The organism is Pseudocolwellia sp. G5-9 (assembly GCF_055808995.1).
The window spans coordinates 3,794,790-3,817,485 of the sequence record NZ_CM147893.1 but is presented as its reverse complement, the minus strand read 5'-3'; the positions used below and the strand labels follow the sequence as shown (position 1 = coordinate 3,817,485).

Here is a 22,696-nt window from a genome sequence, read left to right as displayed (position 1 = left end):
ATATGAAAAATACATGATATATAGCCAAAACATTGCAATATGTGTATTGCAATGTTTTGGCTATAATTACGGACGAGATTATCGGTTTATAGAAAAAAATAGCAAGGTTTATTTTATTCTAGGCCAGTATTATAGGGCATAAGACTATAAAGATATGTTGACTCGCATGCCTACTACAGATACTCAATATTCTTACTGCATTGATTTATTTTAAGAATTTAAACGGTATTAATGTAAAAATAATAATAAAAAAACGCTCAAACATATATTATATGCTTGAGCGTTTAACCATTATTTTACATAGCAATTACTCGCTAAAAAACTAAAACTATTAAAACCTAAAGTTCAAACGTGCGTAATAAGTCATGCCATCAAAGCCGTATGGTAAAGCTCTAACTGGATATTTAAACGCACCATTAGTAATAGCATCAAGCACTTCATCTTGCCCTAACTCATCAGGTGTTTTATTAAATATATTGTTAATACCAATAGAAGCAGTAAAGGTCTCATTAATTTGACAATCAAGATTCACATCAATCAACACGGCTGACTCAACGGTACTCGTTGGCTTAAACCCACTGCCTAAGTTAATATGATCATTACCAAAGTAAGTTACATCCGTTTCACCGAAGTAATTCGCTCTTACAACGGTTGTCCAAGCATCTTGCGCGTAATCAAAGGTTAAGGTTGCACGTTTTTTAGGTTGTCCGTTAGTTAAAAAACTACGTTGTAAGTTGTCTAACGCTACCGATTCAGGAATACCGTTTTGGGTATTAACACTGTCAATTTCCGTTTCGTTAATGTTACCTGCAAAAGTTACCCCAAAGTCACCAGAAAGTAAGTCAGTATTGTATGAAACAATCACATCAACACCCTCTGTTATAGAGTTAACCGAGTTTGAAAAATAGTTAGCCTGTACTGCTCCGCTAGCCTCTAATGCTGTAACCGCTGCTGGATTAAACGCTACGTCGTCAGCATTAAGTAAACTGCCTAATGTAATTCTATCGTCAATTTCTACACGATAAGCATCAATCGTTACAGATATGTCATCAAATAAAGTGATAACAGCGCCTAAACTATAGTTTTTCGAGGTTTCTAGACCTAAGCTATCAACACCTAAAGCGGATGGAAAATCTGAACCTGCTGTTGCAGTAAACGACGGTAACAATACGCCATCAGCACCTAAATTAGCAGTATAAGCCGTGTACGCACTTTGTTGAAGTGAAGGTGCTCTAAACCCCGTTGATACAACACTACGCAATGCAAAATTTTCAGTGATGTTAAAACGTGTTGATAATTTACCAATTAATTTATCACCTGCATCTGAAAAGTCTTCATAACGAAGGGCTGCACCCAAATTCCAATCTTCCATTAACTGTATTTCTGTATCTACATAAAAGGCATAACTATGTCTATCCGCACCGCTTGCTGCGTTAGGTCTTAATCCTGGATAGGCTTGAAAGCCACATTCTGCAAAAACTGAATCATCAATTACCGATGGAAACGCTACATCTTGGTTCGCAAGTCCACAAGCATACGAAGCTTCTTCACCAGCAACAATAGCATAATCTTCATCACGGTATTCCGCGCCAAAAGCGATATAAAGTGGTTCTGCTAAGCCTATTTCAATTAAGCCCGTAATATCAGCATTAAGGGTTAATTGATCGTACCTAAAGCCTCCTGAATAGCCTGAAGTAGGTCCAGCATTAGCGGCTATATCAGCATCAGTTGCACTAGGATTTAAGCTTAAGTATTCAGCAGCGTAAGAAGCATTAATCGTATTTGCAGAATGGAAGTCATATTCGTTTTGACCGTAAGTAGCTGAAACGTCATAGCTCCAATCGTCATTCATTTCACCGCGAACACCTACCGCTGTTGAAAGATCTTCAGCTTCGTTGTCTATTCTTGGTAAGAATCCATCCGCATACACTTGAGGTACGTTTTTAACAGCATCACCAAAGTCACGATAAAAACCATTACCTAAAGCGGTACGATTTGAAAAGCCACCAAAGGCATACAGTTCTATATCATTCAGTGGGATCATCGCATTATAAAAAACGGATCCAAATTCAGAAGCAGAGTTACCTTGGATCCAACGAACATCGTCAGATAATGTACCAGCAGGAGTGGTAGAACTACCGCCTGTATCTCGTTGCGCTCGGTTAGTACCATCAGCATCACGATATTCAGCAGAAAGGTTAATAAATCCGCCTTCAGTTCCAATATCAAAACCTGTATTTAAACCAAATGATACCGTGTCGCCATCGCCCTCACCTGTCGATCCCGCTTGAACAAAGCCAGTGGTTTCATTTGTACTATTTTTTAATTCTAAATTAATAACGCCAGCAATCGCATCTGAACCATATTGAGCTGCGGCACCATCACGTAAAATCTGTACATTTTTAAGAGCAGTCATAGGAATAGAGTTCATATCGGTTCCAGCCGCACCAGCACCTACTGTACCATTTAAACCAAAAATGGCTTGGTTATGACGACGCTTACCATTGATCAACACTAAAGTTTGATCAGGCTGAAGACCACGTAAAGTCGCAGGTCTAAATAAATCAGAACCATCAGAGACTTGTGTACGGCTAAAGTTAAACGACGGTGCACTGGCTTGTAAGCTTTGGCCTAACTCACTAAAACCCCCTTTAGTTAATGATTCGCCCGTAATAATATCAATAGGAGAAGTAGACTCAGTTGCTGTGCGCGTTGAAACCCTTGAACCTAATATAGCGATGGTTTCAACTTCTTCTTCAGTTTCAACCGCTGGTGTTTGTGCTAAAGCAGGTAAACCGACAAATGAACTACTTAATGCAAGCGAAATTGCATGTAAATGGAATTTTTTTTTCATGTGAGTGCTCTTTGTTTGAGAATTTTTTGAGGGATGTTTTTATTGGCGCTATTCTAACGACTCCCTTAATTTGATGCAAAAGACTTAAGCTAAATAACCTAAGTTTTAGTTCTTCAGCAGCTCATATACCCGTTACCAATCAAGATACGTATTTCAGAGCGCTTGAGCGATATCAATTCAAGGCAATGCTTTGTAATAATGGTTGTTCCTTATAAAAAGGATTAACGAAGAAGTGATTTTGCTCAAGCGCTTCTTCGATGGGTCTAAATGACTTATGTACTAGCACTTTTAAAACTAACCTCATATTCCTTAACTCACCTTCAAATAAATTAAAAAATATTCAAATAAATATTGATTTAAATCAACAAAGGTTTAAACTTTCAGAAAATACTGAAACTTCAGAAAATACATATCATGATAATGACAGATAAAATAGAATCGTTTGTAATGCACTGTGGAGAAATGGGCAGTCGCTGGGGGTTTAACCGTACTGTTGGTCAAATGTATGGCTTGCTTGTGATTAGCCAAGAACCTTTAAGCGCAGTACAAATTTCTGAAGCGTTAAATATTTCTCGTGGCAATGTCAGCATGGGTATTAAAGAACTGCAATCGTGGCGATTAGTTCAGGTGCAGCATAAGCCAAAAGATCGCAAAGAGTATTACTCTCCTGCTGGTTCTATTTGGGAAATGGCTATACGTGTATTTGAAGAACGTCGTAAACGCGAAGTTGACCCAACCTTATCTTTATTACGCGATAATTTATTAAACGAACCCGCTAATAAAGAAGAGCAATATGCACAAGTAAAAATGCATGAAATACATGAATTGCTTGAAACTATTACTCATTGGGCAAGTGAACTACAAAGTATGAGTCCAGAAAAATTGAATACTTTAATGAAGCTGGGCGCAGGCGTAAGTAAAGTAATTGATATTAAAGATAAATTACTTAAGAGCAATTAATAAGTTTTAATTTTATAGCACAACCAAGCCGATTAACCTCCCTTATCGCTATTGGCTACAAAGCCATAGCGATCTTTTTACACATATTTTAACAACGGCCCACAGCGAGCTGCATAGGGCTAATGGAGTAAAAAATGTTAGATACTTTGATTTTATCTCGCATTCAATTTGCAACTAATATCAGTTTTCATATTCTATTTCCCGTTATCACTATCGCATTAAGTTGGTTCTTACTTTTTTTCAAAGTACGATTTGTCCAAACGAATGATCCAGTTTGGATGCGAGCCTATCGCTTTTGGGTAAAAATATTTGCTCTAACTTTCGCTCTTGGCGTGGTAAGTGGCATTACCATGTCATTCCAGTTTGGTACTAACTGGCCAAAATTTATGGAAACTGTCGGTAATATTGCAGGTCCATTATTAGGTTATGAAGTGCTAACCGCTTTCTTTTTAGAGGCTGGTTTTCTAGGCATTATGCTATTTGGTATTAATCGCGTATCACCATTAGTTCATACCCTTTCTACCTTTATTGTTGCTTTTGGTACTACGTTATCAGCCTTTTGGATTTTAGCGCTTAACTCTTGGATGCATACACCGCAAGGTTACGAAATGCGTGATGGAGTTGCTTTTCCTATTGATTGGTTGGCCATTATTTTTAATCCATCATTCCCATATCGATTTACACATATGCTGATTGCCTCAGGGTTAACGGCTGCATTTTTAATTGCGGGCATCAGTGCGTATCGTTTATTAAAAGGTGACGACAAACGCGCACCTAAACTTACCTTAAAAATAGCTTTAACGGTGGCAGCTATTTTAGCGCCAACACAGGCATTAGTAGGGGATTTTCACGGATTAAATACTTTAGAACATCAACCACAAAAAATAGCGGCAATGGAAGGTATTTGGCATACAGAAAAAGGCGCCCCCTTGTTACTTTTCGCCTTACCTGATGCCGTAGAAAAAACTAACCATTTTGAAATAGGCATTCCCAATATGGCTAGCCTGATTTTAACTCATGACTTAAATGGTGAGATCAAGGGCTTAAACGAGTTTGAAGGTAACCATCCGCCTGTTATGCCAGTGTTCTTCTCTTTCCGCATTATGGTTGGCCTCGGCTTTCTGATGTTATTTGTTGCATGGACTGGGCGTATTCAACTCTGGCGTAAAAAGGAGCTATCACCTTGGGTGTTAAAAACCTTATTGTTCATGACATTTTCAGGTTGGGTAGCCACATTAGCTGGCTGGTACGTTACTGAAGTAGGACGCCAACCTTGGCTAGTAACAGGGATATTAAGTGTTAAAGATGCTGCTACTGATATAGCTCCCGCAAATGTAGGTTTATCGTTAATCTTATATTTAATCTTGTATACCGTGTTAATGATTGCTTACTTACATACTATTTTCACTATGGCAGGTAGAGCGGTTGAAATTGAAGAAATCAGCGATGATGAAATTACAAAACCCATTATCACTTCAGCAATAGAAGGAATAAAATAATGTTTGAAGCTAACGCACTCGCCATAATATTTGTCGCTTTAATGGGATTTTCAATTCTTCTTTACGCCATATTAGACGGCTACGATTTAGGCGTGGGTATTTTACTTCCCCTAAAACAAGAAGATAACAGCGATACCATGATCGCCTCTATCGGCCCTTTTTGGGATGCTAACGAAACTTGGTTAGTTTTAGCGATAGGTTTATTGCTGATCGCTTTTCCTGCAGCTCATAGCTATATATTTAAAGAGCTGTACTTACCCACTGCGGTGCTGCTGATTAGTTTAGTACTGCGTGGCGTCGCTTTCGATTTTAGAGCTAAAGCAGCGTTTAGCCATAAACCCACATGGAACAAAGTGTTTAAAATGGGATCGCTTCTCGCTTCTATGAGCCAAGGTTACATGTTAGGCATGTATGTAATGGGCTTTGAAAGTACATTTGCTGCCTACAGCTTTAGCTTGCTCAGTGCTTTAGGTGTTGCTGCTGCTTACAGCTATATTGGTGCTTGCTGGTTAATAATGAAAACCGAAGGTGATTTACAAGTGCAAGCCGTTGCTTGGGCTAAAAAGTCAGGTCTTATTTGTTTTATTGGCATATTAGCTGTATCAGTAATCAACCCAATAATTAATCCTAATGTATTTGACCGTTGGTTTGAATCATCTAGCATGGTTTTCATGTTACCGCTGCCTATACTCTGCTTTAGCTTGTTTGTTTACAGTTTTGTACAATTAAAAAAACTTCCCGCAGAAAACGATAAAGGTTGTTGGAAGCCCTTCACGGCTGCCGCAATCATATTTGTATTGTGTTTTATTGGTTTAGGTTTTAGCTTTTTTCCTTACATAGTGCCAAACAAAATTACGATTTGGGAAGCGGCTTCAGCACCAGAATCATTAAGCTTTATACTATGGGGTGCCATTATTGTTGTACCAGTAATATTTAGCTACACCGCGTTTTCATATCGTGTGTTTTGGGGCAAGGTGCAAGAGCTAAGGTATCATTAAATGATAAAACCTCTCTTAGTAATAAGAGAGGTTTTAAATTATTCTGCTTAACCAATATGACTCATACTATTTCTACAACTATTATTTAACCTCAAACACCTTCAAGCACTAATTCTTGTAAAGCAGCCAACGCATTGTCAGCATCTTTGGCTGCAACAAAAATATGATCGTGATAATAAGCCGCTACTACATTGGCGCTAATATTAGCTTGCGTTAACTTAGTAGAAACCGCAGCCGTTAAGCCAACAGCATCAAGGCTAGAATGTACGTTCAGTGTTATACATTTAAAAACACCTTCGTAAGCAATGTTGTGCAGGTCAGCTTTTTCTTTTGTTAGCATAACCGTTAAGCCTTCCTTTTCTTGGAAAGTTCCTACAGGCTCTAATACGCTCAATTGTTGATAATCTACCTGCTCAAGCATACCAAAAATATACTCATCGCTTAGTAAGATAGGAGTCATTGAAGTAATAAGTTTTGCTAAGTTTTTTTCACCAGACATTTTATACCCTCACATTAAATAAATTTAGGTTAATTATTATATTAATCATTACTTTAAAACTTTCAGTCCTGCAACCCCAATAAAAATCAAGCCAAAGCAAAGCAAATGTTGTAGCTTTAATTGCTGGTCAAAAAAGTAATGATTTATAATAGAAATAGATATAACGCCCACAGCTAACCACACCAAATAAGCGTGAGCAATAGGGATATCTTTAATAGAAATAGAGAATAATACTAGGCTTAGTACCATTGAAACAACGGCAAAGATTACAGAAGGAATGTTTGTGAAAGATTCGGATTTTTGAATACCGTATAACCAACCAGCTTCTAAAAGTCCTGCAACAAACAGAATAAACCAAGACATATAACATTCTCTTTAATTCTGGGGTCGTCCCCTAATAAAGATAGAGCGGTGAGGTCGTCCTCACTTCAATGTTAATACGCTTATATTTTATATCAATATTCTAAAACTACAATAATTTATGCCTGATAGTTTATTAAAAACGCCTAACCCAATTATCAGGTTAGGCGGATAAAGCTCACTAAGTTCAAAAGCTTTATACTTAACTTTAACTATACAAACTTAGGTGCACTCGGCTGATTATTTCGTCTGGTAACATACAAAATACATTCAACATCACCTTTTTGTGCAAACGTACGTGTTGAACCTATTGGCGTAGTAAAGGTATCGCCTTTTCCTAAAGAAAGTGTCTCGCCATCAACCGTAATATCAACTTGACCTTGATGAACAAAAATAACCTCTTCTTCAAAACGAATATGCGCAGGAATAACAGCTTTTGCTTCAAGCTTTAAGGCACGTATAGCAAAACCATGTTCCCAATTTAATTTACTTGCTGGTAAATCTTCTGCGGGGTTTTCAGGTCCCGCGAGTGGTACTTCTTCAACGCCGTCGAATTGAGCAAGGCACGAATTTTTAGCCCACTCAAACGTGTCTCTGCGCTGCACGATACTTTCCATCGCTTCGCTACCAACAATACGGTGTTCGGCAATTTGTGCATTTGAGGTTACAGGCATTGGTTTTTTGTCTGTAGGTATCTCTTCACCTAAGGTGGTATCCACTAAACTGCCATCTTCAAGTAATACCAAACCGTACTTTTTAGCTAAATCAAATACTTGTGGTGCCCATAATACGCGTCCTGGATCATCACTCCCTAACACAGCATATAAGTAAGCGGTATCGTTACCTACGTTTTCAAATCCACGGAAAATATCAGTAGGAATTGAAATAATATCGCCTTCAGTGAGTATTATTTTTCCGTCGTCGCCATTAACACCACTCATGAAAGCCCAAGTACCGTTATGAATAATAAAAACTTCTTCGGTTAAATGACTATGTTGCGAATTTAAACACCCTGCTGGTTGGCGTGCACCACCAATATTAAAGCCATGTGGTATTGAAATATGTATATGTTGGTCTGGGTTTTCAGCCACACCGGGGCCAATTAAAGTAAAGTTTTCTTTTTTGTCACTGCCTGGGCTACGCGTATCAATAAAAGCATTAGTGCAAGGTTTTAAGTCATCATATCTAATTAATCTATCTGCTAACTTCATCTTTTATATCCTAATTTTTAATGTGGAATAATATAATGAACAATGTTCATCTGTTGTTTTATTGATTAACGTGCTGTCCAGCCGCCATCGACTTTAATGCTAGTGCCAGTGATCATTGACGCTAAATCACTTAACAAAAATGTACAGCTATTGGCTATATCTTCTACTTTGGCTAAACGGCCTAGAGGGATCATATTAAACACAAAGTTTTTAAAATCTTCGTCTTCAAACATAGGCTCAGTCATGGGAGTTAAAACAAAAGTGGGCGCCACGGTATTAACACGAATATTATGATCGGCTAATTCTACAGCCATGGCTTTAGTTACGCCTTCAACTGCGTGTTTACTCATGCAATACAAGGTACGCCCTTGTGAGCCAACAAAACCCATTTGTGACGACATATTTACAATAGATGCTGCTTTAGAATGCTTCATAGGCGTAATAGCCGCTTGAGATATTTTATAAAGGGTACGAATATTTAAGTCGATAACCGCATCTATATTCTCGTTACTTTGCTCTTCCATTGGACCAACACGATTAATACCCGCGTTATTTACTAGGCCATCTAAAGTCGGTAATTCACGTAATTTTTGATAAAAATCTTCACTGGTAACATCCATTACCCATGGAGTGACTCTTTCAGGGTAGCGTGCAACAAGTTTATCTAAATCACTTTCTGTTCTTGCTACAGCAATAACATCAGCGCCATATTCAGCCGCCATAGCCGCACAAGCTAAACCAATGCCTTTACCTGCACCTGCAATTAGTATTTTTTTATTAGTGAACAAATTTTTATCAAAACCCATCGTTTTACTTCCTGAAATCATTTATTGCATTCGAAGTCATTATTACGTAGGATTTACTTAAGTTCAAGTAAAATAATTAAGTAAACCTTAATATACGTCAATAAAACCGGAGATATTGAAATGATTAAATACCTTAAAAAAGGCAAGCAAGAAGAAGAAAAAAAGGATTATTTACAATCAGTTAAAAACACTGTTGAAAACATAATCGAAGACATTGAAACTGATGGTGATAAAGCGGTTGCAAAATATTCTGCGACTTTCGACAAATGGAATCCGAAGTCATTCAGATTGAGTGCAGAAGAAATCAAAGCCTGTTACGACGAACTCGATGACAGCATAATTGAAGATATTAAATGGGCACAAACACAAGTACGTAACTTTGCTCAAATTCAACGTGACTCAATGAAAGACGTTGAAGTAGAAACAATACCGGGCGTTATTTTAGGTCACAAGCATATTCCTATGGAAAGCGTAGGCTGTTATGTACCAGGTGGTAAATATCCACTCGTAGCGTCTGCTCATATGAGTGTAGTAACAGCAAAAGTAGCAGGCGTTAAGCGTGTTATTGCTGCAGCTCCTCCATTTGATGGAAGACCTTCACCAGCTATCGTTGTAGCAATGGACTTAGCCGGCGCTGACGAAATTTATTGTTTTGGTGGCGTACAAGCGATTGCTGCAATGGCTATTGGTACAGAAACCATTGCACCAGTAGATATGATTGTTGGCCCAGGTAATGCTTTTGTTGCTGAAGCTAAGCGTCAATTATTTGGTCGTGTGGGTATCGATTTATTTGCTGGTCCAACTGAAACATTAGTTATTGCAGATGAAAGTGTAGATGGTGAATTATGTGCAGCCGATCTTCTAGGCCAAGCTGAACATGGTCCTACATCACCAGCTATTTTACTAACCAACAGTGAAAAACTAGCACGCGATACAATGGCAGAAATAGAAAGACAATTAACTATTCTACCTACGGCAGAAGTTGCAGGTGCAGCATGGAAAGATCACGGTGAAGTAATTGTATGTGACACCTACGAAGAAATGATCGAAGTTGCTAACGACTTAGCCTTTGAGCATGTACAAATAATGACAGAGAATATTCCTTACTTTAAAGAAAACATGCGTAACTTTGGCGCACTATTCTTGGGCCCTGAAACTAACGTGTCTTACGGCGACAAATGTATTGGTACAAACCATACGCTTCCAACTCGTAAAGCGGCGCGTTATACTGGCGGATTATGGGTAGGTAAATTTATCAAAACCTGTACATTTCAAAGCGCTACAGAAGAAGCATCAGTTGTTGTGGGCGAGTATTGTTCAAGACTTTGTGCTGTTGAAGGGTTTGCTGGCCACAAGGAGCAAGCAGATATTCGCTTGAGAAGATATAAAGGATAAACATTGAGTAAAAATAAAAAAGTAACTTCTTATGATGTCGCGCGTGAGGCTGGTGTATCACAATCAGCCGTATCACGCGTGTTTCGACCAGGGTTAAGTGTTTCGCAAAAAACACGTGAAAAGGTTATGACAACCGCAAATAAAATGGGTTATCGACCTAATGCTATCGCCAGAATGTTAATTACTAAACAGTCTGGCATGGTTGCTGTAATTGTTTCATCACGTGCAAACGAAAACTATCCTGAAGTACTTTCGCAAGTCAGTAAGCAACTTGCGGCTCGCAATAAGCGAGTTTTATTATTTACCTTAGATGATGCCGATGGTGTAGATGATTTATTTGAACAAATCTGGACCTTCCAAGTAGATGGCGTTATCGCACTTGCTGCTCATTTTGAAAGCCAACGCTTAGCCCAATTTGAGCAACATAAAGTACCCGTTGTGCTCTATAACCGTAATGTTCCTGATGCGTCAACCAATACAGTTTGCTGTAATCACGAACAAGGTATTAAACAACTGCTTGCTGAATTAAAGCTGAATAATCCTCAGTCTTATTTAGTGCTTTCAGGACCAACAGATTCTGATGTAGCCAATGAACGTAGAGAGATCACCCTTGATTTACTAGAAAAAATGGGTGAAAAAAACGTTCATGTTCTTTACGGCGATTACACCTACCAGTCGGGCAGAGATTGCCTTGCTAAGTGGTTGAAAAAGCACCCTGCTCCCGATGCTGTAGTATGTAGTAATGATACAATGGCCATAGGTGTAATTGACGAAATAAGAGAAAACCACAACATACATATTCCAAACGATATGTCTGTTGTAGGGTTTGACGGCATCGCCTCTTCGTTTTGGCAGAGTTACCAAGTAACCACCATAAAACAACCGGTAGAGCAATTGGTAAAAGCAGCTGTAGACATGTTATTAGAGCATATTAAAAACTCTGATTCGCCGCCAGAAGCTCGTGTATTAACGGGCACCTTAATTAAAGGGAATTCTGTAAAGCGACCTTAACTAGGTTATTTTAGATGCATTCTTTACCTATATTAATTTTACCCGGCACCTTATGTACAGGTGCCATGTTTACCCACCAAATTAATCAATTAAAAAAGCATTGCAACCATGTATCTGTGGTGCAATTTACGCAAGAAGCCACTCTCGCAGAAATGGCCGCTCTCGTTATAAAAGCAACAAATGATCAACCCTGCGCTATTATTGGCTTTTCAATGGGCGGTATTGTCGCTGAAGAAGTCGCTAAAACGCATCCTCATCTTATTGTTAAACTTGCTTTAGTTAATTCAAATTGCCATGCCGACTTACCTGAACGAAAAGCCGGACGCGCCGCACAAATAAAACAAGCAACCGACGGGCAGTTAACCGAATTAATTAAAAATACCTTTATGCCTAACTACCTTTATAAGCAAAACGAAAATCATCAGAAGTTAATTCTTGATATGGCATTATCTCTTGGTGAAAAATGCTTTGCTGCACAAGCTATGGCAATAGAAGACAGACCTGATACGCTTAATGTGCTTGAGCAACTTAATGCCGACATACTTATTATTAGCGGTAAACAAGACAAAATATGTGCCGTAGAGCATCAACAATATATGCATAAATCATTACCCAACAGTGACTTATTATTATTGGATGAATGCGCACACTTTTCACCTTTAGAGCAAGCTGAAAAAGTATCTCATGCATTAACACTTTGGTATTTATCACCCGATAACGCGTAACATTAGGAAATAATCATGAATTTAAAAGAAAAGTTAGCGCAGAAAAAACCATTATTAGGTACTTTTATCAAAAGCACACATTTTCATAATACCGAAGTATTAGCTCATACTAATTTAGACGTATTATGCTTAGATGCCGAACATGCTCCTTTTGATCGTGGCGATTTAGACACTTGTATTTTAGCAGCGAAGTCGAAGAAAAAGCCTGTGGTAGTTCGTATTCCAGACAGTGAAAACTCAACCATTTTAAATGCGCTAGACACTGGTGCCGACGGCGTCGTTATTCCTCATGTATTAAATGCTGAACATGCTCGCCGAATTGTTAAAAAATGCTTTTTTGGCCCAGATGGTAGAGGCTATGCTGGCTCAACACGCTTTGCCGGATACACCACGAATAAACTCCCTGAAAACTTATTAGCCAATAAAAACGAAACCTGTGTAATCGCGCAAATAGAAGATCTTGAAGCAGTAGATAACATTGACGAAATTTGCCAAGTAGAAGGAATCGACTGTATTTTTATTGGCAGAATGGACTTAACCGTAGCCTTACAACAAACAGACGCTAGCCACCCAAGTGTTATGGTCGCGGTAGAAAAAATAGTAGCGGCATGTAAAAAACACAATAAAAATTGCGGCATGTTTGTTGGTGATTTAACCGAGTTACCTCGTTGGATAAAAGCCGGCGTCAGCTTGTTTTTATTAAGCTCAGATCATGGGTTTATGTTAAGTGGTGCTGCTCAGTTAGAGCAAACATTTAGTAAAGCCATTGAGCAGAGTAACAAATAAAAAGTAAAGTATGTACAAGTAATCGCTTTAAAAATAAAAAAGGAACATAAAAATGTTCCTTTTTTGATCATGTCCAAGTTGATGCTAAGTGTTTATTCCTCTTCCTTGCACTGTGCTTTAGCAAGCTTCTTTAAGTGTTTAATGAAATCTTCGCCTTCGAAAACAGTACAATTACTCATTCCATTTTCCGAAGAATATCGTTTAGCGCAAGAGCTTTTAACTACCTTTTTATTATCTTCAGTTAAACTTAAATATTCGGTATAAATCCAATCTTCACACTGCTCAGCAGTAAGCGCTACATTAGGGAAATCCGCACAGTATGCATTACATGATAATAATAAACTGACCGATAAAATCATCTTCTTAAGCATTTTTAAATCCTTAGGTTAAATAACCATAAATATTGGTAAAACACATAACGTTTTGCCAACCATTTTAGTCCTTTTGAGTAAATTGTAAGTTTATTTCATTGGCTTAGAGCTAATCAATTTATTTTTGAACAATATTAACTTTATTTGTTCATTAACAATCCCATAAACACTTTCATCTTCTGATATATCTTCTAATTTCATCCCCATCATTTCACTAATAGTGGTACTTCTTGATTTGACTATTACTTGATTGTTCTTGGTATCTAAAAAGGCTGATTTTATCTCCTCCTTATATTCAATATTTACATTAGGGTTTTTCATCATAGACATTGTAACTTTAGCCATTTTTAAATAGTTATCATATGAGACTTCTGTTTCCCCTTTATCTAATGCAGGATCAAAATCAATAGTAATCTTAGATTCTGGAGATATATATTTTTCGATAATAGATATATCTCCATCTAATAGTGCTTGATATATCTCCCTATTAATATTAAGAACTTGTTCTTTATCAATCACACCCTCTGCAAATGAAAATCCAGACATAAATATAACTAAAATAAAGATATTTATTTTTTTTAACATAACCACTCCTTAGTTGAAAATTTGTAAACCTAACGCCTCATTCAGAGGCAAATAATAGTTGCTTAAATAGCGATGCACAAACAAAGGTTCGTTGGCAATATTTTATTAAACTCAGATTTAGCTTTATCTTTTTGCTCTAATTTAAAGTACAAAGTTACTCTTATAAAACACTATCAACTATTTCAGGGTATTCCCTCATAAACTTTATAAATTCTTTTTCCATTTCTGTAGTTGCTTCCACTTCTCCCCTAATCGCTTTAATGTAACTCTCTTGCTGCGAATTAATAGGTTTGAGCATGCCTTTAACTAACATCACAATATATTTACCCGCATAACTAATTAAATGCTGGCTACGAAGGCTGTAATCATTTGTTAAATTAACGTCGAAGCCACCATTAACGAGTATCTTTAAATGTGATTCAGGAAAAATACTCTTAATACCAGACATGCTTTTCAATAGGTGTAAGATCATGTCTTTATTTTCTAAAATATCTACATGGCCGCTGTTAAAGCCAAATTGCCCACGCGATTGCTTTTGTACTTCAGGATGCAACTGACTTGATAACGGTACAACACCATCACTGTTTTCGCCTAACTTCAACATACCTGAGTTATTAAACGTATAAAAAAGCTGATGATTTACAAGTCTAGATAATGGTTTTCGATAGAGTTCTTTTATAAATTTGCTTGTTGGATTTAAATCTCGCCAAGAAGGTAATACGATAAGTCCGTGCTTTTCACCTGCAGCTGCCGAAGGATGACCACCAAATGGAGTTGATATACTTACAAACAATTCAACTTTATTTTCATTTACTTTGCCTTCGTATTGATTAAATGCTTCTCGTACTACAAGGCCTCCCATACTATGAGCAACTATTACCATAGGCATATCCCCCATAGGAATAACGTTTCCTGAGAGAAAAATGTTGTAAAAAAAGTCGGCTAATTGATCAAGGTCGCCACCAGAAGGATAATAAAAAAACCACGCTTGATAACGATTTTTATCCATGTGTTCAATAATGGGTTTAAACGATCTTGAGCTACCGCCAATACCATGAACAAAAATAACAGGAATTTTATGTGCAACATTTTCTTCTAAGGCATAAAACATAGTTTTTGCATTTTCTAAAAATGAAGCAGGATCGTACATACCCATAGTGGCAATTTTTTCATCAAACATAGGGTCATCTAAGCTGCGAATACTTCCCGCTGGATAATACGCGGATTGCTCTGTCTCAATGATTTTAGGCGTTACAATATTCTCGGCCCAATCTACACTAGAACTTGTTATCAGCTTTATATCTATTTGCTTGGCAAGTTTGTCTGGAAAGTTTGTTGTATTTAAAGCTAACGCTTTCTCACCAACTATTTCAGATTGATGAAACAATCCATCTTTATTTATATCGGCATAAACAAGTAAGGTGTACTCACCTTCAGGAAGGTTTAAACCATAATGCGTGTTGGTTCTTTTAAAGAACATTGTGTCAACTCGCTCACGGTTTTTAAATTTGCTAGAATACGCAGCAATAGCTATAGGGGTATTAGCATAATTATTTGAATGAGCTATTGATTTCCCCCAAACAAAAAAGGTTTCTTGGTCTAACATATGCTTTAGATTAATTTGACTGGGATCTGCATTTTGAAGCTTTGTATACTCAGCCTGAATGGCTGAATATTTTAGATAAGTGCATGATGTCAGCGTTAGAGCTAAACAAACCATTATAAGATGAGTTTTTTTAATCAAACCATATTCTCTACACAATTTTTAATTATATACCCGTTAACATAATGATTATGTTGCATTCTGCAACGAGTATATTCAAGTCATTTCAATAACAGTCTAAATTATTAGCCTCTGGCAATATCTATAATATTTATTTCATGGAAAATTTTTAAACGTATAAAATAAAAAACGCCTGAGAGGCGTTTTTTATTTTAGTAACAACGTAGAATACATGACTACGTTCGATAAGTAATTCTAACTCAACAAGTCTTAAATGAATGAACCATGAGGATCAATAACAAACTTCTTCGCTGCCCCACCATCAAAATCAGCGTAGCCTTCAGGCGCTTGATCTAGAGATATCATTTGTACATTAACAGCATCAGCTATTTTAACTTTGTCAAATAAAATAGCTTGCATCAACGGACGCTGATAACGCATTGCTGGACATTGACCTGTATGGAATGAATGTGACTTAGCCCAACCTAAACCAAAGCGCATGCTCAATGCTCCTATTTTAGCCGCATCATCTTGTGCACCTGGATCTTCGGTTACGTACAAGCCTGGAATACCAATTTGACCACCTGCCCGCGTAATTTGCATCGCTGAATTAAGTACAGTAGCTGGAGCTTCTTTTCCATGATTACATCCACAACCATGTGCTTCAAAACCAACACAGTCAACAAAAGCATCGACTTCTCGCTCACCTAAAATAACTTCCAGTTTATCTTCCATGTCGCCATCTTCACGTAAATCAATGGTTTCACAACCAAAGCTTCTTGCTTGTGCTAGACGATCTTCAATCATGTCGCCAACAATAACACAAGCGGCACCTAGCAGCTGTGCTGACACTGCTGCAGCTAAACCAACAGGTCCTGCTCCAGCAATATAGACTGTAGAACCTGGACCAACGCCAGCGGTTACACAACCATGAAAACCTGTAGGGAAAATATCAGATAATAGAGTCAAATCACGTATTTTTTCCATGGCTTGATCTGAATTAGGAAATTTCAACAAATTAAAATCTGCGTATGGCACCATAACATATTCAGCTTGGCCACCAACCCAACCACCCATATCAACATAACCATAGGCGGCACCAGGACGAGCTGGATTAACATTAAGGCAAATGCCTGTTAAGCCTTCTTTACAATTACGACAACGACCACATGCTATATTGAATGGAACAGAAACAATATCACCTTCATGAAGAAACTCTACGTCACTACCACACTCAATAATTTGACCAGTAATTTCATGACCTAATACCAACCCTGATTCAGCCGTAGTACGACCACGCACCATATGTTGATCTGAACCACATATGTTAGTCGTTAATACACGTAAAATAACACCATGATTACACTTGCGTTTACCTATAGATAACTTAGGAAAATCAATTCCCTCAACAGCAACTTTACCTGGTCCTTTATAAATAACGCCCCGATTACTTTGATTCATAATAATTACTCTCCTAGTTTTATTGTTATAGATAAATTCTATTTGATTATTTTCGTAAATCTAATTTGTTATTTAACCTTGGAATGGCTTAAATAAAGCACAAATATTGTTCTCGACTATAGCCTTTCTTGCTATTACAGATCAATAGTTAAATGTTAACAATAAAGCAAGCTGAAAGTTTTAAAAAATTTAAATAAACAGCTTTCCTCATGCCTGTCCTTTGTAGGATTGAATTGTTTTGCTTTAAAAATCCGCTCATATACCCGTTACTAATCAAAATTCAGTTTCAGAGTGTATCTTGAATGGTTACGGGTATAAAACAGCTGTTTAGTTCAACTTATCATCCTGAACAGAGATTAATTCGTTTGCTCACCTTTCAACTCATACTTAGCGCGCATGTTTGTGATTATCTCACGGGCTTCGTAGCTTTCTTGCTGTTCTGGGCGAACACCTTTACCTAGTTTTATATCGATAATGCTTTCAATTTCTTGCCCTTGATCGCCTAAGTTAAAGCCAATACCTAAATGTGTACTGGGTTGATTGCTACAACCGTAAATACCACAATCTCGACGAGTCCCAATACCTGTGTGTATAGTGCTTCGTGGTTGATTTTGTCCGTCAATAATTACATCGCGATTCGTTACAACAAACCAATCGTAGCCTTGCTGTACCGTTAATTCAGCAGCGCGTAAAAAGGTGTAATCAATCGCTTTTAGCTTATTGTCGGTACGTGTTTTAAAATGCACGCGTATTTTATCTTGGTTCAAAATGCTCTCTTGATAACCAACACCGTTATTTTTTGCTGCTCTGTATTCAGGGCTTGACGCACAAGCGGCAAGTAAACCGACCATACTGACTAACATGATAATTTTTTTCATTGTTTTTTCCTCGTGTGATTTATACCCGTTACCAATCAAGAGGCTATTTCAGAGCACTTGAGCGATATCAATTCAAGGCAATGCTTTGTAATAATGGTCGTTCCCTTATAAAAAGCATTAACGAAGAAGTGATTTTGCTCAAGCGCTTCTTCGATGGGTCTAAAAACAATTTATGCTTCGTTATTAACTTTAGTAAGGGAATAACCATGACGTAAACTTAATGCCTTGCATACATGGATGTATGTACTTAGATTTTGTTTGGAACGTAAAATCTGTGCCTAAATTGTTTTTAGTTCCCACTGAAACCTGCATCTTGAATGGTAACGGGTATATCTGGTTATTTTTTCCAACGGTTATTAATAAATTGTTGTTCTTGCTGTTTATCTAAAAAATCACCTACTGCCATGCTATCTATTTGTTCTCGTAACAAACTCGTTGACGTAGCCGTTTGGTAATTTTGAGTTGAGTGTTTTTGTTCTATTACCGTTAAGTTTAATTCCCATTGTTGGTTAACTCTACAAGCAATACTATGTTCAACATCTTGCTCGTTATTAATGTCGTACTGACGACAAAAATCACCTTGCTGATTTGTAAAAGTAAGCTGTGTTTTTATCGTTTGTCCATTTGATAATACTTGTTCATTACCACTGGTTTGTTGTTCTAATATTTGAACAACCTCTTGCCAGCTATTACCTGTATTGCTTTGAGTAAATACTGTTGCAAAAAGCCCAGCAGCAACTGCAACACTTGCCGCAATAGCAAAAGGTTTATTGGTTGATTTTTTAGTACGTTGCCAAAGGCTAACCACATTACTTTCGTTATTTGTATGGTTTGCTTTATTCGCCGCTTGCGCTTTATCAGTAAACTGCTCAGCAGCTTTTATTGATTCTACTGGAGCTGAATCTTCAGGAATTGCCGCGAGTAATTCGTTAATAGCCGCAGGTAATGGTTGCTGATTAATTTTGTCGTATTCATTCGCAATCATTTCGTCAACCATAGCTAAATCAGCTAGGCGGTTAGCTAAGTTATCATCTTCAAGTAATGCAGCTCTGATCCGCTCCATTTGTTGCTCTGGTAATTCAGCATCTAAAAAGGCAGATAAAGTTTCATCGCTAAAGGTATCGTTATTCATGCCATTACTCCTGTGCTGTTATTTAAACATTGGCTAAGACTAATTCGCGCTCGAGATAGTCGACTCATCACGGTTCCTATGGGTATTTCTAAAGTTTCAGCAACTTCTTTATACGACATGCCCTGAATAGCCACTAAAGACAAAATTGAACGTTGTTCGTCGGGTAAAATGTCCATCGCGTTATTAACTTCTTGTAGGCTAATTTTATCGGTTTGCTGCTTTTCGTCATTCACTATTTGACCATCGGTTAACTCTGGTGATTCTGCCGCAGTTTGCCTCACTTTACGAGAACGATATTCATCAATCCATAAGTTACGACAAACCCGAAACATCCATTTATTTAACTCAACGTTTTCAGGCACGCCTTTAGTTAATAAGCGTTCAATGGTATTTTGTAATAAATCGTCTGCATCGTGTTGATTACCCGTTAGCGAATAAGCAAATCGACGTATCATAGGTACTAAAGCAATTATTTGATTTTTCATTTAATCTCTCCGTTATATACCCGTTCCCACTGAAACCTGCATCTTGAATGATAACGGGTATAATAGGTAGACGAATGACAATGAAGTTTATTCCCAAATTTTTGGAATTTTTTTACTTTTAATACGTTTTCTTAATACAGCCCGCAAATTTTATAGGAAAAACAATGATAAATATTAGGCAAGCCGTATTAATATTCTGCATAAGTATAACACTACCTACTTCACTTAAGGCAGATGGATTATTAGGTAAACCGCTGTCAAGTATAGAAAATTCAATATTGAACGATAGAGTCATTAATCGCCAGAATAATATTATTAATAAAAAAGCAGAAGAAATAAGAAAGAAGGCAGCACAACAAACTAACCTAAATAAATTATTAATAAAATTACCTGAAGGCGAAGTAAGTTCTTTAATTTTGCCCGTGGGTAATTTAACCGAGCCCCTCAATATTTTAGACAACGCAGGCAAAATCCTCTTTAGAGATGTTGAAGTAGAAAACGGTTGGCGCGCCATAGAACGCCAATGGTTAGTTATGAGCTCTCAACAAGAGTTAATACAATTAAAGCAACTCGCGCAAAACAACCGTATTGAAATAGTAAACACTAAAAGCTTTAATGCTTTGGCATTAACCTTAGTGCAATTTAAAGTACAAGCGTCGTTTGATAGCGCTGAAAAAATCGTTTCCATACTACCTGTATCGTTACATAAAAAACTAACACGCGATTACGTGTATCAAACGCAATCATTAAAAGAGCTAAACCAAACTAAGATCCCTGCTTATGCAAATAAAACTAACATAACAAGTACAGCTTGTTTAGCACCGTTATCTATAGGTATGGTGGACACCGCAATAGATGTTCAACATCCTGTATTTAAGAATAAGTCGGTAACACGACAACGTTTTGTTCCTACTAATTTAACCCCACCTAAAGCTCATGGCACAGCCGTTTCAGCCTTGTTAATAAGCAGTTCGCCACAACTACCCGCTTTATTACCTAATGCTAAGTTATTTGCCGCTGAAGTGTTTTATGGCCAAAGCGATTTTAGCCAAGGAGCGAATTTATTTAGTTTAGTGGCGGGTATTAATTGGTTATTAGAGCAACACGTTTCAGTGATTAATATGAGTTTAGCTGGGCCAAACAACGCTATTTTAGCTACGGTAATTGAATCGGCTTTAGCCAAAAACATTACCATTGTTGCGGCCGTAGGAAATGAAGGACCGCACTCACCACCTTTATATCCTGCAGCTTATAAAAATGTAATTGGCGTAACGGCTGTTGATAAAAATAATAAATTATATCGCTGGGCTAACCGAGGTGATTATGTTGATTTTTCAGCGCGTGGTGTTTCAGTTAAAACGGCCCGTTTGTCTGGAGACTTTGGCTACGAAAGCGGAACATCGATGGCTGCACCCGTAGTAACGGCTTATGCCGCGTGTGCAAAGTTTAAAAATAAACAAGATGACTTGTTACAGCTTTTAACCCAACAAGCTGTCGATTTAGGAGAGAAAGGTCACGATCCATTATTTGGTTATGGTCGATTAGGGGATTAAAGCAGTAAGCTATTACTTCACAATTTATTCTATTTATCCAAACCTTATACCCCATAATGATAACGCAATTGGGCAATTAGAATTGAATCATCGAATTGTTTATAAACAATTCGATGTTCGTCATTTATTCGCCTAGACCAGTATCCAGATAAGCCGTGCTTTAAAGGTTCCAGTTTTCCAATTCCCTCATAGGGAGTTCTTTGAATGTCTTTAATAAGCAAGTTAATGCGTTTTAGTATTTTTTTGTCGGTAGTTTGCCTTTAAAAATAATGTTCGTATGCGTTAGTTGGGAAGATCAGCGTTATTCAATAAGCTCCCGTACTACTCCTTTACCAGATTCCAGCTCAGCAATAACTAAAACACTCCTTTTATCGATAACGTACTAATTGTTTCGTCGTAATTTAACGAAGCAATTGTTGATTCATAATGACCGTATTCCACTTTAGTATTGAGCGACCAGTTGGGTGTTATGTTGAATATCCATTGCGCGTCTACTACTTGGCTTTTATCTTTACGTTGCGCTTGTGCGTTACTCTCAGGTTGCTCGTTAGAGCCAAATTGATCCGTAGGGCTAAACGGTTCGTTGGTCGTTATTTGTTGATAATCTTTTTTGTTAAACTGCCAGCCAAACTGTATTTGTTGTTTATGATCCCAACCTTCAAAACTATGTGAATACATGACGCGAGCACCTAAGGCTTGGTGATCAAACTGGTTGTTGTTTGCGTTTTCATTGTCGATATTTAAGTTGAGTGAAACAAAGCTTTTGGCTTGGTTAAAAAAGAAAAAATGTTGATTACTAACTCCAAAACTTGTTGCGTCTCTGTCAGTTAAATTCGCAAATTCTTTCTTTTTATAGTCGGCTGAAACACGTAATAAATAACGTTGGTCAAACAACCTCGACCAATAAATACTGTTTTGACTAAACTGTAAAAAATCTTCCTTTGCTAATTCGGCATCTACAAAGTAATAACTAGTACCTAGGGTTGCATCGGTAAAACGATAATCTAAATCAAAAGCTATTTTTGCTAAATTTAAATCATAATCGTTATAAGTTTGGTAGTCGTTTACTTGATAACTTAAGTTAGATTTTAAGGTTAATTTAGGCGATATTTTCCATTTTATTTTTGCTTCGCCTTGCAAGGTTAATGCAACATCCGATTGTTCGCTTACTTGATCAAGCTCGGCAACGGTTAACGTATCGTCATGTTTTAGGCCACTGTTAATTTCCCAAGTTAGGCCAACAGCATCGGCATGCACTACGCTAGCAATCGCTGAAACGAATAATGTGCTAATGATTAAAGGTTGGTTAAGTTTTTTCATGTGGATGCTCCAGAATACGGCATAAATAAAATTAAAAAAGTGAAAGAAAAGACGAGAGGGGAACTCGCCTTTTTATGAGGTAAA

21 protein-coding genes and 1 pseudogene are annotated in these 22,696 nt (G+C 37.4%); 8 read left to right on the top strand and 14 right to left on the bottom strand.

All coding sequences use genetic code 11. From position 1 onward, the window contains the following. Positions 1–331: 331 nt before the first annotated feature. Positions 332–2,854 (bottom strand): TonB-dependent receptor plug domain-containing protein, encoded by a 2,523-nt coding sequence (locus tag AC0L5Q_RS16560; RefSeq protein WP_473611563.1) that lies wholly within the window; start codon positions 2,852–2,854, stop codon positions 332–334. Positions 2,855–3,268: 414 nt separating this feature from the next. Here AC0L5Q_RS16560 and AC0L5Q_RS16555 point away from each other — a divergent pair, with 414 nt between their 5' ends. The 3 genes from AC0L5Q_RS16555 to cydB all read left to right on the top strand — a co-directional run bounded on the left by AC0L5Q_RS16555 (position 3,269) and on the right by cydB (position 6,311). Continuing rightward, entirely contained in the window at positions 3,269–3,814 is a 546-nt protein-coding gene (locus tag AC0L5Q_RS16555) for a GbsR/MarR family transcriptional regulator (protein WP_473611559.1), read from the top strand. A 134-nt stretch (positions 3,815–3,948) separates the two neighbouring features. Continuing rightward, complete coding sequence (locus AC0L5Q_RS16550) at positions 3,949–5,313, top strand: cytochrome ubiquinol oxidase subunit I (protein WP_473611555.1); 1,365 nt, start codon at positions 3,949–3,951, stop codon at positions 5,311–5,313. After that, entirely contained in the window at positions 5,313–6,311 is a 999-nt protein-coding gene (cydB, locus tag AC0L5Q_RS16545; RefSeq protein ID WP_473611551.1) for a cytochrome d ubiquinol oxidase subunit II, read from the top strand. Before AC0L5Q_RS16550 ends, cydB begins: the two co-directional genes overlap by 1 nt. A gap of 91 nt (positions 6,312–6,402) precedes the next feature. Here cydB and AC0L5Q_RS16540 read toward each other — a convergent pair whose 3' ends face one another. The 4 genes from AC0L5Q_RS16540 to AC0L5Q_RS16525 form a co-directional block, all read right to left on the bottom strand. Further along, positions 6,403–6,810 (bottom strand): ACT domain-containing protein, encoded by a 408-nt coding sequence (locus AC0L5Q_RS16540; protein ID WP_473611547.1) that lies wholly within the window; start codon positions 6,808–6,810, stop codon positions 6,403–6,405. Between the two features lie 48 nt (positions 6,811–6,858). Beyond that, positions 6,859–7,173: a DMT family transporter gene (locus tag AC0L5Q_RS16535; RefSeq protein ID WP_473611544.1), complete on the bottom strand. Its 315-nt coding sequence runs from the start codon at positions 7,171–7,173 to the stop codon at positions 6,859–6,861. Between the two features lie 209 nt (positions 7,174–7,382). Next, the gene (locus AC0L5Q_RS16530; protein ID WP_473611540.1) at positions 7,383–8,381 is read right to left on the bottom strand and encodes a cupin domain-containing protein; all 999 of its coding nucleotides are present in this window, start codon (positions 8,379–8,381) and stop codon (positions 7,383–7,385) included. Positions 8,382–8,446: 65 nt separating this feature from the next. Further along, complete coding sequence (locus AC0L5Q_RS16525) at positions 8,447–9,187, bottom strand: SDR family NAD(P)-dependent oxidoreductase (protein ID WP_473611536.1); 741 nt, start codon at positions 9,185–9,187, stop codon at positions 8,447–8,449. Between the two features lie 120 nt (positions 9,188–9,307). On the opposite strand from AC0L5Q_RS16525, the gene hisD reads away from it, so the two are divergent. The 4 genes from hisD to AC0L5Q_RS16505 are packed head-to-tail and all read left to right on the top strand — an operon-like array spanning position 9,308 to position 13,104. Then, a complete protein-coding gene (gene hisD / locus AC0L5Q_RS16520) occupies positions 9,308–10,582 on the top strand; it encodes a histidinol dehydrogenase (protein ID WP_473611532.1) in 1,275 nt (424 codons plus the stop codon). 3 nt (positions 10,583–10,585) lie between these two features. Next, positions 10,586–11,593, top strand: a complete 1,008-nt coding sequence (locus AC0L5Q_RS16515) for a LacI family DNA-binding transcriptional regulator (protein ID WP_473611528.1) — start codon at positions 10,586–10,588, stop codon at positions 11,591–11,593. Positions 11,594–11,607: 14 nt separating this feature from the next. Next, complete coding sequence (locus AC0L5Q_RS16510; RefSeq protein WP_473611524.1) at positions 11,608–12,318, top strand: alpha/beta fold hydrolase; 711 nt, start codon at positions 11,608–11,610, stop codon at positions 12,316–12,318. Between the two features lie 15 nt (positions 12,319–12,333). Continuing rightward, a complete protein-coding gene (locus tag AC0L5Q_RS16505) occupies positions 12,334–13,104 on the top strand; it encodes an HpcH/HpaI aldolase family protein (RefSeq protein WP_473611519.1) in 771 nt (256 codons plus the stop codon). Positions 13,105–13,196: 92 nt separating this feature from the next. On the opposite strand, the gene AC0L5Q_RS16500 is transcribed toward AC0L5Q_RS16505, so the two are convergent. The 7 genes from AC0L5Q_RS16500 to AC0L5Q_RS16470 all read right to left on the bottom strand — a co-directional run bounded on the left by AC0L5Q_RS16500 (position 13,197) and on the right by AC0L5Q_RS16470 (position 19,739). After that, a complete protein-coding gene (locus AC0L5Q_RS16500; protein ID WP_473611517.1) occupies positions 13,197–13,475 on the bottom strand; it encodes a hypothetical protein in 279 nt (92 codons plus the stop codon). A gap of 90 nt (positions 13,476–13,565) precedes the next feature. Beyond that, positions 13,566–14,060 carry a hypothetical protein gene (locus AC0L5Q_RS16495; protein ID WP_473611513.1) on the bottom strand — a complete coding sequence of 165 codons (495 nt, stop codon included), beginning with the start codon at positions 14,058–14,060 and terminating at the stop codon, positions 13,566–13,568. A 160-nt stretch (positions 14,061–14,220) separates the two neighbouring features. After that, positions 14,221–15,804: a lipase family alpha/beta hydrolase gene (locus AC0L5Q_RS16490; RefSeq protein WP_473611510.1), complete on the bottom strand. Its 1,584-nt coding sequence runs from the start codon at positions 15,802–15,804 to the stop codon at positions 14,221–14,223. A gap of 249 nt (positions 15,805–16,053) precedes the next feature. After that, positions 16,054–17,244 (bottom strand): formaldehyde dehydrogenase, glutathione-independent, encoded by a 1,191-nt coding sequence (fdhA, locus tag AC0L5Q_RS16485; protein ID WP_473611508.1) that lies wholly within the window; start codon positions 17,242–17,244, stop codon positions 16,054–16,056. A gap of 356 nt (positions 17,245–17,600) precedes the next feature. Further along, positions 17,601–18,122: a CC0125/CC1285 family lipoprotein gene (locus tag AC0L5Q_RS16480; RefSeq protein WP_473611504.1), complete on the bottom strand. Its 522-nt coding sequence runs from the start codon at positions 18,120–18,122 to the stop codon at positions 17,601–17,603. Between the two features lie 337 nt (positions 18,123–18,459). Next, positions 18,460–19,254, bottom strand: a complete 795-nt coding sequence (locus tag AC0L5Q_RS16475; RefSeq protein WP_473611501.1) for an anti-sigma factor family protein — start codon at positions 19,252–19,254, stop codon at positions 18,460–18,462. Beyond that, a complete protein-coding gene (locus AC0L5Q_RS16470; RefSeq protein WP_077340299.1) occupies positions 19,251–19,739 on the bottom strand; it encodes an RNA polymerase sigma factor in 489 nt (162 codons plus the stop codon). Before AC0L5Q_RS16470 ends, AC0L5Q_RS16475 begins: the two co-directional genes overlap by 4 nt. Before the next feature lie 164 nt (positions 19,740–19,903). On the opposite strand from AC0L5Q_RS16470, the gene AC0L5Q_RS16465 reads away from it, so the two are divergent. After that, positions 19,904–21,292, top strand: a complete 1,389-nt coding sequence (locus AC0L5Q_RS16465) for a S8 family serine peptidase (protein WP_473611496.1) — start codon at positions 19,904–19,906, stop codon at positions 21,290–21,292. 44 nt (positions 21,293–21,336) lie between these two features. On the opposite strand, the pseudogene AC0L5Q_RS16460 reads toward AC0L5Q_RS16465, so the two are convergent. Together AC0L5Q_RS16460 and AC0L5Q_RS16455 are read right to left on the bottom strand one after the other, a co-directional pair. Beyond that, positions 21,337–21,597, bottom strand: a pseudogene (locus AC0L5Q_RS16460) (Txe/YoeB family addiction module toxin). 49 nt (positions 21,598–21,646) lie between these two features. Then, positions 21,647–22,612, bottom strand: coding sequence for a hypothetical protein (locus tag AC0L5Q_RS16455; protein WP_473611492.1), 966 nt, complete (start codon positions 22,610–22,612; stop codon positions 21,647–21,649). Positions 22,613–22,696 lie beyond the last annotated feature (84 nt).